This is a genomic window from Marinomonas gallaica, from assembly GCF_001639745.1.
Classification (GTDB): Bacteria; Pseudomonadota; Gammaproteobacteria; order Pseudomonadales; family Marinomonadaceae; genus Marinomonas; species Marinomonas gallaica.
In genome coordinates, this window is sequence record NZ_LTAX01000016.1 from 1 (window position 1) to 14,182 (window position 14,182).

General features: G+C 46.4%; 10 protein-coding genes. 4 read left to right on the forward strand and 6 right to left on the reverse strand.

Annotation, left to right across the window (positions count from 1 at the left end; all coding sequences use genetic code 11):
• Positions 1-488 precede the first annotated feature (488 nt).
• Positions 489-1,145, reverse strand: a complete 657-nt coding sequence (locus AYW76_RS13760) for a class I SAM-dependent methyltransferase (RefSeq protein ID WP_067221277.1) — start codon at positions 1,143-1,145, stop codon at positions 489-491.
• 231 nt (positions 1,146-1,376) lie between these two features.
• Between AYW76_RS13760 and AYW76_RS13765 the strand changes: the two genes are divergently transcribed.
• Positions 1,377-2,531 carry a Na/Pi symporter gene (locus AYW76_RS13765; RefSeq protein ID WP_067038417.1) on the forward strand — a complete coding sequence of 385 codons (1,155 nt, stop codon included), beginning with the start codon at positions 1,377-1,379 and terminating at the stop codon, positions 2,529-2,531.
• Between the two features lie 27 nt (positions 2,532-2,558).
• Positions 2,559-2,777: a hypothetical protein gene (locus tag AYW76_RS13770; RefSeq protein WP_067038418.1), complete on the forward strand. Its 219-nt coding sequence runs from the start codon at positions 2,559-2,561 to the stop codon at positions 2,775-2,777.
• A gap of 60 nt (positions 2,778-2,837) precedes the next feature.
• On the opposite strand, the gene AYW76_RS13775 is transcribed toward AYW76_RS13770, so the two are convergent.
• On the reverse strand, positions 2,838-5,270 hold the full coding sequence (locus tag AYW76_RS13775) for a bifunctional acetate--CoA ligase family protein/GNAT family N-acetyltransferase (protein WP_067221280.1): 2,433 nt from the start codon (positions 5,268-5,270) through the stop codon (positions 2,838-2,840).
• 239 nt (positions 5,271-5,509) lie between these two features.
• On the opposite strand from AYW76_RS13775, the gene AYW76_RS13780 reads away from it, so the two are divergent.
• Both AYW76_RS13780 and AYW76_RS13785 read left to right on the forward strand, forming a co-directional pair.
• Complete coding sequence (locus tag AYW76_RS13780) at positions 5,510-6,433, forward strand: histone deacetylase family protein (RefSeq protein WP_067221283.1); 924 nt, start codon at positions 5,510-5,512, stop codon at positions 6,431-6,433.
• 126 nt (positions 6,434-6,559) lie between these two features.
• A complete protein-coding gene (locus tag AYW76_RS13785; protein WP_067221286.1) occupies positions 6,560-6,994 on the forward strand; it encodes a BLUF domain-containing protein in 435 nt (144 codons plus the stop codon).
• 26 nt (positions 6,995-7,020) lie between these two features.
• Here the strand turns inward: AYW76_RS13785 and AYW76_RS13790 are convergent, their stop codons facing one another.
• The 4 genes from AYW76_RS13790 to AYW76_RS13805 all read right to left on the reverse strand — a co-directional run bounded on the left by AYW76_RS13790 (position 7,021) and on the right by AYW76_RS13805 (position 14,117).
• On the reverse strand, positions 7,021-9,150 hold the full coding sequence (locus AYW76_RS13790) for a TRAP transporter permease (RefSeq protein WP_067221289.1): 2,130 nt from the start codon (positions 9,148-9,150) through the stop codon (positions 7,021-7,023).
• A gap of 114 nt (positions 9,151-9,264) precedes the next feature.
• On the reverse strand, positions 9,265-10,296 hold the full coding sequence (locus AYW76_RS13795; RefSeq protein WP_067038423.1) for a TAXI family TRAP transporter solute-binding subunit: 1,032 nt from the start codon (positions 10,294-10,296) through the stop codon (positions 9,265-9,267).
• A 335-nt stretch (positions 10,297-10,631) separates the two neighbouring features.
• The gene (locus AYW76_RS13800) at positions 10,632-12,002 is read right to left on the reverse strand and encodes a sigma-54-dependent transcriptional regulator (RefSeq protein ID WP_067221291.1); all 1,371 of its coding nucleotides are present in this window, start codon (positions 12,000-12,002) and stop codon (positions 10,632-10,634) included.
• A gap of 27 nt (positions 12,003-12,029) precedes the next feature.
• Positions 12,030-14,117: a PAS domain-containing sensor histidine kinase gene (locus tag AYW76_RS13805; RefSeq protein ID WP_067221294.1), complete on the reverse strand. Its 2,088-nt coding sequence runs from the start codon at positions 14,115-14,117 to the stop codon at positions 12,030-12,032.
• Positions 14,118-14,182: the final 65 nt, after the last annotated feature.

Below are 14,182 nucleotides of genomic sequence, written 5' to 3' on the forward strand. Positions count from 1 at the left end.
ATCGCCGATGGTAGTGTGGGAGATCCCATGTGAGAGTAGGTCGTCGTCAAGCATCATACAAAGGAAGCCCTGATAGCGATGCTGTCAGGGCTTTTTTGTGTCTGCGATTTTCCTCATCTCAGGCATCAACGCATCAACTCAGTTAGATTGCGCATCCCTTTTGTGCCCCGCTTGCGCCTGTCTCATGCTTCGACGCTTCAGCGGGTGACCTCAAAAGACTGTACCTTATGACATCGATTAGAGAAGGCGTTCAGAAAAACAGAGACGTCGCACCACCTGATCCCATCCCGAACTCATAAGTGGCTCTCAACACGCCACAGGCGCTCACCATCGCCGATGGTAGTGTACGAGTCCCGCAAGGGTATAGATATCGTCAAGCATCCTACAAAGGAAGCCCTGATCGCGATGCTGTCAGGGCTTTTTGCTACTGAGATTAAGGTTCTAAGCCAGACAGTATTCAAAGCCCAAATATAAATAGCTGGTGTTGATTAGCTTAAGCGGCTAAAACTTAAAATATGGCCTTTAAACTGATTTGGCAGATAATCTGTGTGAATAGGTTTTGTCTGAACGCAATCGAAGCCAAAACTTGCCATTTTATGAGTCATTTTGTTTTTACGGCCTCGGCCTGGATCGACCAAAATAACTTTGCAGTCAGGGGAAGCATGCTCTTGAATAAAGTTCGCCAACAGTTCTATATGGCTATCCTCGTAAAGCACGTCACTACCAATAATTAAGTCAAATAGCCCTAAGGTATCGTCTTTCTCAGCCCAGTCTGCTTGCAGATAAGGGATGATTTTATCCCCATTAAGTTCAGTATTGCGATTGAGGAAGAGTCCTGACTCTGGGTGGTAATCCGTTGCTGTAATATTAACGTCTCTTTTATTTAGAAGTAAGCTCGATAGAGCCATACCGCAGCCAATCTCTAGGACCCTTTTCGTACCAGTTTCGTAATTACAAATATGATGAGCCAAGACTAAGCTTGAGGGCCAGACAATGCCAAAGAGGGGCCATGTGGCAGATGAAATGCCAAGCTTTTCTGCAATGCCATCAGGATCGTAGAACTCTTGATTATCGCGTAGCGTACATAAGTGTATATCAGTTTTGTCAAACTCGATGGTTTGATAGCGCAGTCGAAGGGTCGTCATAGATTTCTCAGAAAGAAGTAGGCGCTAGGCCAGCTATCGAAGATAAATGACGCAACGAGGGTGTTTGCAATGCCAGTATAGCACCAAGCCTATTTGCATCGGGGTTTATTTGTGTAGGGGCACTTGTCTTCCTTAAGGCTCTACTAATTGTAATAAGAAATATCTGTGAGGTAGTCACGTTTCTGTCATCACGGCGGACTAGGATGACATTTTCCTAATCGGGGTGATGTCATGAATAGTTCAGAAGCGTTACAAGCACCACAAGTATCAAGTGGAAGTCGTTGGCCGCAGTGGCTGGCAGTGTTAGTGCTGGTCTATGTGTTAATCAGTGCTGTTGGCATGATTGGTTCAGGCTTTAAAGCGGCAACGGGTGGCCAAGCAAAAGAGCTATTTGAGTTTGCTTCCAACCCGTATATAGGCCTTGTGATTGGGATTGTCGCGACGGCTTTGATACAGTCTTCTTCAACAGTCACCTCTTTGATTGTCGGTATGGTGGCGGGCGGATTACCGGTTGAGATTGCCATTCCTATGATTATGGGGTCGAACATCGGAACGACGGTTACGAATACACTGGTAAGCCTTGGGCATGTTCGGGATAAAGCCGAGTTTCGTCGAGCGTTTGCTGCGGCAACCGTACATGATTTTTTTAACTTGATGGCGGTGGCGATTTTTTTACCATTAGAAATCATGTTTGGTTTTTTAGAGCATGTAGCGCTTTGGTTATCGACATTCTTGATCGGAGCCGACAGTTACTCTATGTCTGATCTAAACGTGATTAAGGCGTTGACCAAGCCCTTTGTCGGGGCGGTTGATAATGTGACGAGCATTTTGCCAGGTACATTCGCTAGCGTAGCATTGATCTTAGCAGGCTTGGCTTTCATCTTCTTAGCGATCACCTACATTGGTAAATTATTGAAAGTTTTGATGGTCGGAAAAGCAAAAGAAATTTTGCATTCTGCTATAGGACGCGGCCCCTTAACGGGCATCGCATCCGGTGCACTGGTGACGACGTTTGTACAGTCTTCTTCAACGACAACGAGTTTAATGGTGCCTCTGGCAGGCTCAGGTTCCTTTAGTTTAAAGCAGATTTACCCTTTCATGCTAGGTGCCAATATTGGTACGACTGTTACCGCTTTGCTTGCTGCTACAGCGATTTCAGGGGCTCTAGCGGTATCGGCTTTGGAGATTGCGTTAGTGCATTTCTTATTTAACGTATTCGCTGTGGTGGTCATTTTCGGTTTGCCATTTCTGCGAGGTTTGCCTATCAAAGGGGCCGAATGGTTAGCAGCAGTTGCCGCTGAAAAGAAAGTCTTTGCTGCGGTTTGGGTGCTGGGTGTATTCATTGCATTGCCATTATTAATGATTGCCGTAAGTATGGTTTTCTAATCGCGCGTAACCTAAAGGATGAAGAGTATGTCTGATTTTCAACGTATGACAAAAGAAGAGTTACACACGATTCTAAATGAAACTGAACAGCAGATTCACGATATTCGGTCGGAATTAGAGTTACGCGATAATGATCAACAGCATGAGGAAGTGGAAAGTATTGAGCTAGGGGAAGAGTGGTCACCGGTGAAATGGCATCAAGTACGGACGTTCTTCCAAATGGTATTAGAAGAACTGCGTAAATAAACCTAAGTAGAGAGCTTCAGAAAAGTGATATAAAAGGGCCAATGAAAGCCATTAGCCCTTTTATGTGTCTTTCTTTGATGTTGTCTCAATACCTAGCTTTTCCTTTACACCTTCAATAAATTTGGGGGTTAAGCGTAAGTAAGCCATTACTAACCCTATATCATCGGGGTCACGCTTGATAGTGAAGCCAATACGCCGGCAGAAGTCGATCATGCGTTTGTTTTCCGCTAATACGGTACCTTTCATCTCCTTAATCCCTTTGAAGTGTGCGACTAAAAATAAGCGCCTCATTAAGAGTGCTGCTAAGCCATGGCCTTGATACTCATCACCAATGACCACCGCGAACTCACAGCTCTTATCATCGAAGTTGTCACTAAAGCGAGCAGCGCCCATAAGCACTTGTTCGCCTTCTTTATCTCCCACGGCAATTAATGCCATTTCTCGGTCATAATCGATATGAGATAAACTGGCGATCATCTTAGGCGTCAGTTCTTGGATGTTAGCAATGAATCGGAAATAGCGGCTTTCGTGGGATAGGTTTTTGACGAACTCTGCCATCATGTAGGCATCACGAGGCAAAATTGGTCGCAGCGTAATGTCTTGCCCATCACGAAGGGTGACTTGTTTGACCCACTGTCGAGGATAAGGCTGAATCGCTAGGTGTTCATAGCGTCTTAATTTACCGCTACTTTTTAGTTTGGCTTTGACGTTCGCAAAAATACTGCCACTTTCATGTATACGTACGTCCGCCAGCTCAACATATTCTAGCTCAGGCAGTTCGCAAATCATGGTTGAAAAACTGCGTAATAAGTCCTCTAACTCAAAGGACTCAACATTCGGAAAAGCCCGCTGGATCAAATCCTTAGACAAAATCGTATTCAGAGGCGGTAACGCTACCGCCTCAGTTTGGTGGTGCCATTGATTCGCACCTTCCAAAGATAAGCCTATCGCAGGGCCGAACACTGGGTCTCGAAAAGAGCGTAAATGGATGGGTTTTTTTAGTAAAAAATGGGACTGTCGCCGAGCAATTAAACGGAAGTTAAAGAGTTCAAAGACTTCTTTGAGATCATCAGCTGTCGGTGTTTTGTTGCCAGCTTTAATCATTTCTTTTAGCTTAGCGCGTGCCGCAGCGACATCAATATTGAAGCGAAACGCATGGCTATCAGGCGTTTGTTTAGCGAGTAATTGGTTACGGTGGAACTGTACTAAAAACTGAAAGCCTTCGATGGCGGCTTCGGGGGTGCGAAAGGTTGGTATACCAGCTTCATTGATACGAGTACGCAATGCCACCATGTGCCCACCACCTAGCATACAGACCATCACCAGCTTCTTTTGCTTCTTATGCAGCTGTAATACTTGATCGTACAAGGACACCATATTAATCAATGCGGTCGGGCTTAACATTAAAAGTACAGCGCCACATTCTTTATCAGCTAAAGCGGTTTCAGCGAGATCAACAAACAGATCAGCGTTACAGCTCGCCCATGCCGTGGTCACGCTGCCAATGCTGCCTCGTCCGTCCATAATGCCTTCAAGCTTAGTACGTAATTCTTCACTAGGGGACAGTAAGTTAACATTCACTTCTTCTGCACGCTGCGCAGCCAGTTCACCTGGACCAGATCCATTACCAATGATCATTAATGACCCTTGTTTGACTCGACGTGCATTGGTCATCACGGATGCCGCTGCCACCAGGTCGTTCAGTCGACGGCCACGTACCGCGCCAGTTCGGCTTAACGCGGCATCAAGAACTCTAGGATCCGCGCCAATGTTGTGTTCTGTCACGACGGCAACGGGCTTAGAGCGGCTGGCGGCACGTAAGCTACTGAGGAAACGTGTGGTTGAACCAATCTTTTGTAGGTACATCAGAATGGACTGGCTTTCAAAATCATTCGACAAATAGTCTAGGATTTGCGAAGGCATAACGTCGATAGGACTGCCCATTGATACGACTTGAGAAAAGCCAATGCCCTGCCAAGTCGCCCAGTCAACCAAAGCACTGGCAACCGTGCCGGATTGAGACAACAATGCTAAGCGTCCAGGAATAGGTTGAGTTAACCCTAACCATGCTGAAAAGCCTTGCTTAGGGCGACACATGCCAAAGCTATTGGGACCAATAAGTCGCACGCCATGCTGCCGTGCCGCTTTTAGTATTTCATCAGGGTTTTCATCAGAGCCAGTGAATACTAAGAGGGCTGGGATTGATAACGACCCACATTGCTCGATAATTTGAGTTAATGGACGCGGGTCTTCACCGGCCAAAATGGCTAGATCAGGTGTGTTTACTAAGCTTTCGAGTGAACTCAGTTGATCGAATGGAAGTACGCCGATACTGTCATCTGGCTGGGTGCCATATAAGAATACTTTGCCTCGACGGCCACCAAAAGAAAGGGCTCTAAGCACTGCATGAAGAATGGGGTTAAGGCGATCTTCTCCTGTAAACACTAAAATAGAAGAAGGGGCTAATAATGGCTGCAGCGCGTGTTTTGACATGCAAAAGTCTCCCTGAATAGCCTGTAGCGAACGTCTTGGCAAATGCCCTCGCTCAACGACAGAGAATGCATTGTATTTATAGCAGTCTAGACCAATGTCGGATAGGCTGCCTAGTGCTAACTATGGCTTGATATAACGCAGTTAACCGAATATCGCCTTATAGTAGCCTTACTGGCTACGACGATGAATAACAATAATAGTGACCCTTGATTTGGGTGCAGATTTTAACGGATACCGATATGACGACCGCCTACTTGACTCACCCTACGTGTGAAGAACATCAGCTTGGAGAAGATCACCCAGAATCTCCTCAACGCCTTGAAGCGATTCAGAATCGTCTCATTGCCGGGCAATTGATGGACTTCTTACGATGGCGAGAAGCTGAAAAGGCCACTGTAGCGCAGCTAAATGCGACACATGATCCTGATTATGTTGCGTCGATATTTGCTCAGGCACCAGAAGAAGGACACGTTGAGTTAGACAAAGAAACCTTAATGATGCCCAGCACACTCGAGGCTGCTTTACGTGCCTCTGGATCCGTAGTGCAAGCAGTGAATATGATCATGAGTGGGGAAGTACAAAATGCGTTTTGTGCCGTGCGTCCACCGGGGCATCATGCAGAGTACGACAAAGCGATGGGTTTTTGCTTATTCAATAATATCGCTGTTGGCGCGCGCCATGCTCTGAATGAGTATGGTATAGAACGTATCGCCATTGTGGATTTTGATGTCCATCACGGTAACGGTACGGAAAGTATTTTCGAAGCTGATGCCAAAGTGCTGTACGCCTCTAGCTATCAATACCCTTTGTTTCCGTATCCAGATCCTGGAGCCTCCCACGACAATATCGTACACATGCCTTTGGAAAAGGGCTCGAAAGGTGAGGACTTCCGTGCCGCTTATGAGTCCGAGCTGTTTCCGGCGTTAGAGATTTTTAAACCGCAGCTATTGATGATTTCAGCCGGTTTCGATGCGCTCGCAGAAGACCCTATGGGACAGTTGCGATTGCGTGAAGACGATATTGTATGGGTTACCGAGAAGTTAATGGACGTAGCAGATCGGCATTGTGAAGGGCGTGTAATTTCAGTGCTTGAAGGCGGGTACAATACCGATGCATTAGGACGTGCAGTATTCAGCCACTTAAAAACCATTATGAAGTTATAGACGCATTTTCAGAACATTACAGGTGGTAACCTTTAGTAAACTTTTCTCACAGTAATGCGCTACTCAGGGATGTGATTGCTTGATAATCTCATGTATTTCCAATGGTGAATGTTACTGGAGGGAAGCATGAGTCTTGTACGCTTAATTTATGCAAGTCGAGCAACAGCCGAATTTAAGCCATCATCAATTGAATCCATTCTTAAATCTGCCCGTTTTAATAATCAGCGGAATTCACTGACGGGGCTCTTATGCTTTAATCAGCATTGGTTTTTACAATGCTTAGAAGGGCCGCGAGATCAAGTTTGTCAGACCTATGCTCGTATTCTGAGTGATCCTCGGCACGAGAATGTCCAAATTATCGGTTATGACTATACGGCACAACGTGACTTTGATGGCTGGAATATGGGATATCTGCAAGATAACGCGGTGATGAGAGATCTCATTCGTCGTCGTACGGGATCTGAGAAATTCTCGCCACTCAGTTACACTCCTGATGATGCGATCGCAATCGTGAAAGATGTTCGTGATTTAATTGCCAGTATCTTGGAAGAAGAGTCATAGCGATGTCGCTATGACTCTACGTTGCACTACGCTATCTGAGCACGTTTCTTTCGGCTGTAAATGAACAGCGCAAGGAACAAAGCCAAGCCCGCCGTATCTATTAATACGCTATTATGTGGCCACAGCATCAGAAGTGCCGCAACGCCAGACAAAAGACGCAACAAGATAGGCAAAGGCCCTTCTAAATACCCTTCCATCAAGCCGACAAACGCATAAATACCAAACAGCGCAAAGACAAATATTCGCAGTACGTCCTGAGGCTCCCCACCGATAAAGTTGGTGTAAGCCAAGATCAACGGCACGATATACAAGCCTTTTGCGATTTTCCAAGCGGTAAATCCGGTCGCCATTGGCGGTGTTTTAGCGATAGCTGCAGCGGCAAACGCCGTTAAACACACCGGTGGTGTAACGTTGGAATCTTGTGATAACCAGAAAATGATCATGTGTGCAGTCAGCAGTGTGGCGCTTAGAACCGCTGGATCAAGCGCCTGTTCTAACAGCTGCGTTTTAAAGTCGGCCGGTACTTGAGCAATCAATGCGGTGGCGTCAGCTTGACTCATTGGCGCAGACAGCAAGGCGTACTTATCTGGATCAATCAACATAAAGATCACTTTGGCTTGCTCTGGCAAGTTGCCAGCCATGACCATATCAATCAGTTGCGATTCAGCGATCAAACTGTACAGTGCTGGTGCAGATAAGGTAGCCAACACAATGTAAGCGGCTGTCACCGGCAGCCCCATGCCTAAGATCAAAGAGGCTAGAGCGACCAAGGCCAGCATGATGAACAAGCTCCCATTGGACCATTCAGCAATCATTAATGAGAAGGTGTTACCAATCCCTGTCATGGCCACCACGTTGACGACCAACCCTACTGCGACCAGCAAAATTGCGGTCGTGGCCATATTGCGTGAACCCTGAGCCAAGGCGTCTAAGATATCGCGTGGTTTCATCGGGTTCTTTGATAACCAAGAAGCGACCACGACAGCAATAATAGAAATACCGGCTGCGTAGGTGGGGGTGAAGCCGTAAATCAGCAGTGCCACTAATACAGCGAGCGGTAGTAAAAAGTGCCAGCCTTCTTTAAATACCTCGCCCACTTTTCGGGTTTCAAATTCAACCGCATGGGCATGTGAGCGCATGGCTTCGACGCGGACATAAAAACCGACTGACATAAAGTACAGCAACGCAGGCAATGTCGAGACGGCAATGATTTCGACGTAAGGAATTTGCGTGTAGGATGCCATGATGAAAGCACCTGCCCCCATAACAGGGGGCATCAGCTGTCCACCCGTAGACGCCGCGGCTTCTACCCCTGCTGAGAAACGGGCAGGGAATCCCGCTTTACGCATCATCGGAATGGTGATCACACCGGTGGAAACCGTGTTTGCCACAGACGAACCAGAAACCGAGCCCATCAAACCTGAGCCAAGTACTGCTACGAACCCTGGGCCACCGATAAAGCGTCCTGCTGCGCAGCGTGAAAGTTCGATAATGAAATCGCCTGCGCCTGATTTGACTAAGAAGGCACCGAACAAGATGAACATAAATACGTATGTCCATGAGATACGAGCAATGGAACCAAACATGCCTTCGGATGAAAAGTAAGAGCGGAACATCACGGTTTCAAGGCTCAATCCAGCAAAGCCAAAAATACCATCAATGTAAGGCCCCCACCAAAAAACATAGGTGAGCGCGATCAGAATTAACGTTGGTATAAACCAGCCGGTTGTTCGGCGAGCCAGTTCCAAAGCAATCCCGATGGCCACAAACGAAACGATCCAATCGCTGGTGATAAACGTCACGCCACGATCATAAAGCGCGTCTTCAAATAGAACCAGATAGACCGTACAGGCAATGGCGATCACACCGATAGCGATATCGAGGCCCAATACCCAACGTTGTCCTTTTGCGGAAGAGGCTTTATAGGCGGGTACCATTAGGGCGCAAAGTAAGGCAAAGCCACTAAAGTGAATGGCGGATACATACAGCTCGGAAAACGTCCCTAAGGTGTTAAAGTAAATATGAGCAAGGGCAAACAATACACCTACCCAGTAAATCACACGGCCAACGGGTGACGACTCATCCCGTTGCTCAAGCTCTAAGCTTTTTAGCTTATCTTGTAATTCTTGGTCTTGGCTAACCTGCGTCTCTGACATAATGACGGGCCTGTTATAAAATACTAGCGCGCACGGTGAGTACGCATCTCGATAAAGAAAAGGAATTACGGATTAAAACGGTAAAAGAGGGCGGCAAAAGCCGCCCAACAGTCGTTACTCGGCGATCAAATGTGCCGGAATAGTGAGGCCTGCTTCTTTGTAGTAACGCACCGCACCTGGATGCAATGGTACAGGCATGCCAGCAATGGCTTTTTCAAGAGCCATGGCTTTCGTTGCTTTGTGGATACCGTTTAGGAAAGGAAGATTCTCGTAGATGGTTTTCGTCAACTGATAAACATCTTCTTCGGATACGTCATCACGAATAGCCAAAAAGTTTGGCTGAGCAATGGTGTTAATGGTTTCCGTCTGTCCTGGGTAGGTATTCGCAGGGATTTCAAAGCGTGTCCAAAGCTGATAATTACCATTGGCTTGTTTGATTTGCTCGTCGGTAAAATTCAGGATGGTAATGTCATCGCCAAGAGCCGCGTATGCACGCGTAATGGCGCTGGTCGGTACACCAGAAGGAATATTCATGCCTTCAACGGTACCATTTTGCAGCGCATCCGCTGATGCGGCGTAGCCCATATATGCCATATTGAGCTCATCCACTGGTACTTTCATATTATTCAGAATGGTTAAGCCTGAGCCTTCTGTGCCAGAGTTTTTCTTACCAATAGAGAATTTTTCACCGGCTAAATGGTTCATATCAGCAATGGTGCCTGAATCAGCGTGATCTGCTTTGACGACAAATTGCTCAACGTTTTGCCAAAGCATGGTGACAGAGCGTAGATGCTTTTGTGGTCCATCATTAGCGAGACGGCCCTCGCCGTCCCAAGCCCACGCACCGTACAAACCTTGTAAGATGGCCATTTGCGCTTCATTTTCGCGCATCAGCTTAACGTTTTCACCAGAGCCCGCCGAGTTAATGGCTGAGATGGAGAGACCGAGTGTCGGCTCTAATTTAACTTTCGCTAGCGTAGCTAAAGCCACACCCACTGGATAATACGTGCCACCTGTAGAGGCTGTAGCGAGTATATAAGAACGCTTTTCATCGGCTGCTTGTGCTAAGCCAATCGAACCAACGGCGGTTCCCATTACTAGAGCGGCGCTCATTGCTTTGATTAACGTACGCTTGGTCATCTTCATGATCGGTTTCCTATCTGTCTTGTTTTTATTTAAAAGAGAACTGAGAGCAATCCTGCCCGTCATACCAACAGTAATAGCAAGCATGGTGCCAATGCTATAGGAAATTAGTAGAAGGCTGATTTTATTGAGGTTTTTAAAATGAGTAGAGTAAGTCTGTTGATGTGATGAGCAAGATATTGCTTATTAGCTAGGACATTCATGAGCAAAAAATAGCTCATAAAGCTCAGAAACAGACGTCAATTGAAGGTTGGAAAGTGAAAAAAATAAAGATTAAGAGTAAAAAAACAGCCATGAGCAAAAAGTTGCCGATGGCTGTAACTGAATGGAAACCGTGACTATTCAATGTAATCTGAGCGATTCACACCAAATTTTGCCATCTTTTGATTCAGAGTGCGGCGAGGTAAATCCAGCTCATCCATAACCGCTTTGATATTGCCTTGATGGCGTTCAAGTGATCGCTTTATGATCTCTTCTTCAAAGGCGGCGACCTGAATCGCAAGCGGCAAGGGCTTGTACTCTAAATCATCAAAGCCTATGTTTGATGATTGGCCATGAATCAAATCCGCTAGACTGACACGATTGTCCAACGCAAAGCGGATGGCAATGTTTTTCAGCTCTCGAACATTCCCAGGCCATTGATGGCTTTGTAAAATGCGCTCATCGTGTTGGCTTAACTGACGACTGGCTTTGTCTCGCTCACTGGCGGCTTGATTGACGTAGTGCATGAACAATAAGGCTATGTCTTCGGGCCGTTCCCTTAAAGGCGGTAAAAAGAGCTGAGATACATTTAAGCGATAGTACAAATCTTGGCGAAAGTGCTCATCTTCTCTTAGGTCAGCTTTAGACGCCGCAATGACACGAATATCAACGGCGATGCTTTGGTTTGAACCTAGTCGCTCGATACGTCCTTCTTGTAGCGCTCTTAATATCTTGATTTGCAGATGTGCCGGCGTACTTTCGATTTCATCGAGAAACAACGTGCCGCCATCGGCGTGTTCAAACTTACCGATGCGGCGTTTCGCCGCTCCCGTGAATGCCCCTGCTTCATGACCAAATAGCTCGCTTTCGATCAAATGCTCAGGAATGGCGCCGCAGTTAATTGGGACAAAGCGTTTCTGTTTGCGTTCACTGAACTCGTGCAAACTTTGTGCGACCAGCTCTTTACCACTGCCTGTCTCACCATAGATGATGACATTGGTGTCCATATCAGCCGCTGCGAGTAGCTCACGCTTCATGCGTTGTATGGCTGGCGATATGCCGATGATTTTTGCATCAAGGCCTGAACGTGCAGCGATATCGGTTTGTAGACGATGATTTTCCATCATTAGGCGGCGTTTATCGCAGGCTCTCAAGAGCGTTTCTACTAAACGTTCAGGAACAAAAGGCTTTTCAATGAAGTCATAAGCGCCATCGCGCATGGCCTGAATAGCCATATCGATGTCGCCATGGCCAGTAATCAAAATAACAGGGAGATCAGGAATACGTTCATGAGTGGCCTTCATCAACTCTAAACCACTCATGCCCGGCATTTTCACATCGGTCAGCAAAATACCGTGAAAGTCTTCTTGTAAATATGGCAGAGCTTCTTCCGCATTACGGGTGCTGATGACGTTAAGGCCCGCCATTTGCAACCATTTCTCGGTTGCAGTACGAATCATTGGTTCGTCATCGACAAGTAAAACGGTGCCGCGTATCCCTGTGTTCATGATGCCTCTTATTGATCGTGTAATGGATTAGTTAGTATCAGTACTGGGTAACGTAAGGATAAAACGTGCGCCACCGTAGGGGCTGGCGTCTACGTGTATAGACCCCTGTAAGTCACGCACAATGGCCGCCACAATGGATAAGCCTAACCCTAATCCTTGGCCCATGGGTTTGGTGGTATAAAAGGGTTCGAATAAATGCTCTCGCTGAGACTCTGGAATGCCGGGTCCATTGTCTTCAATCATAATAGTAAGGCTTTTTAAATCATTTTGCTCACTGTGAACATAGATCTGCTTATTGGATTGATCTTGTAGTGCGTCACAAGCATTACCGATTAGATTCACCAGTATCTGTTCCATCCGTGCGTTGTCTGCCAAAACGTTATGATTGGACTGTAAACCGGTGGTTGTCAGCGAAATGTTATCTTCTTCAAGCCGAGCACGCCAAACAATAGCGCATTGATTGATGGCTGTTTGCAAGTTGACCGCTTGTAGCTGTTCGGGCTTTTTATAGGCAAATGTCTTCAATTGAGACGTAATGATGGCCATACGTTGGGTTAAATCGTCCAAAAGCGTTAAGTTCTCTTTGACGAGTTCTGGGTCGTGAAGCAACTGTTTACTGATGGCAATGTAAGTACGCATAGCCGTTAATGGCTGATTTAATTCATGGACAATGGCGGTAGACATACGACCAAGTGCCGCCATTTTACTGGTTTGAATTAGCTCTTGTTGCGCCATTTCGAGCGCTTGAGTACGCTCTTTTACTTTGTGTTCCAGTGACTCATTAGCATCCAGTAAGGCCTGTTCTAATTGTTTTCGACGGCTGATGTCTACCACAGTCACCAAGAAAGCATTGTCTTCAGAATGATGCATGTCGCGTAGAGAAATGAGCGCAGGGAAAGGTGTTTGACCATGGCTTACGCCCTTCGCTTCGGCACCAATAATCGGTGAAAATTGAGGCCGATGAAGTTGCATTAGACCTTTGCCTAAGGCACTGTCAGGTTCGACGTCCAGCAGTAAGTCGTTGAGCTTTTGTCCTATGGCTTGCGACAAAGGCAGGTTAAACTGTTGTGCGGCTTTGGAGTTTAAGAAGCCGATTTCACCTCGTGTATTTAATGTCAGCAGTCCTACTTCTGTATTGCCGATAATAGAGCGCTGTTGTTCTTCATTTCGTGCCAATACCGCACGCGTTTCTCGCTGCGAAAGGTGCTTCAAACGTCGCTCTCGTAAGAACAGTAAAATCACACCAAGAATCCATAAACCTGCCATTGTGATTGCACCGATTAAACTGGCAAAGCGCTCATTCAATCGAGCTGAAATCAGCGTGGTAAAGGTCCAGCCTAAATCATCTAAGCGAACTTGGTGAGCAATGTAGCGCTGTTGATTGAGCGTCCAAAGTTGTGCTTGAACGCCGTTTGTTAGAGACAGGTACGATGGTTCTGCAATCCGATCAAGAGAGCGCTCTAACCATTGCTCATTTGATGCCATAAAAATATGCTGTGTATCATCGCTGACGGTAAACAGTTCATCAGGTAACGTATCAGACTCAGACAACAGCGAGCTCAATTCAATACGTACGATGGCCGCACCCACAAAATCTGAGCGGTTATATATAGGGGCTGATAAATAATAATACGCTCGTTTATCTGGACTGTTTTCGTAAAAACGTCCTTCCTCTCCTTTTTCTGCGAGTTGAAAAAGAGGTAAGTCAGCGAACTCATCCGGCGCTAAGTGTTGCTGGTCGCGCCAATTACTGTAGGCCACAGTCAGGCCCGCACGGTTGACAATGAACAGTCCCGATGCCCCAGCGACAAGGTTCGTCTGCTCTAAGTAGCGGGAAACTTTTGCGGCTAAATTTTCGTCTATCGAGTGATGAGGCGATGTGAGTTGTTGAATAACATCTTCATTTTGCGTTAATAAAAAAGGTAGGTAGTGATAGGCATTTAGTTCTCCGCGTACTCTATGAATAGAAGACAGTAGTCTATCGGAGGCTTCATCGTGGAGGGTTTGGTAGCCTACATCTTGAGTTAATTGCCCCACACCAAAGCCAATGAAAATCGATGCAAAGCACCATGTAATGCCGATCCACACGATTCTCTTGCTGGTTTTTAGGGTCATAAAAAAAGCCTATCTAATGCGCGACTGATCACAGCATACAATAGATGAACAGCAATTGGCGCGTG

Bases quoted from the DNA above. Each gene is read 5' to 3' on its own strand.
- AYW76_RS13760 (WP_067221277.1), bottom strand. From the start codon at position 1,145: ATGACGACCCTTCGACTGCGCTATCAAACCATCGAGTTTGACAAAACT.
- AYW76_RS13765 (WP_067038417.1), top strand. From the start codon at position 1,377: ATGAATAGTTCAGAAGCGTTACAAGCACCACAAGTATCAAGTGGAAGT.
- AYW76_RS13770 (WP_067038418.1), top strand. From the start codon at position 2,559: ATGTCTGATTTTCAACGTATGACAAAAGAAGAGTTACACACGATTCTA.
- AYW76_RS13775 (WP_067221280.1), bottom strand. From the start codon at position 5,270: ATGTCAAAACACGCGCTGCAGCCATTATTAGCCCCTTCTTCTATTTTA.
- AYW76_RS13780 (WP_067221283.1), top strand. From the start codon at position 5,510: ATGACGACCGCCTACTTGACTCACCCTACGTGTGAAGAACATCAGCTT.
- AYW76_RS13785 (WP_067221286.1), top strand. From the start codon at position 6,560: ATGAGTCTTGTACGCTTAATTTATGCAAGTCGAGCAACAGCCGAATTT.
- AYW76_RS13790 (WP_067221289.1), bottom strand. From the start codon at position 9,150: ATGTCAGAGACGCAGGTTAGCCAAGACCAAGAATTACAAGATAAGCTA.
- AYW76_RS13795 (WP_067038423.1), bottom strand. From the start codon at position 10,296: ATGAAGATGACCAAGCGTACGTTAATCAAAGCAATGAGCGCCGCTCTA.
- AYW76_RS13800 (WP_067221291.1), bottom strand. From the start codon at position 12,002: ATGAACACAGGGATACGCGGCACCGTTTTACTTGTCGATGACGAACCA.
- AYW76_RS13805 (WP_067221294.1), bottom strand. From the start codon at position 14,117: ATGACCCTAAAAACCAGCAAGAGAATCGTGTGGATCGGCATTACATGG.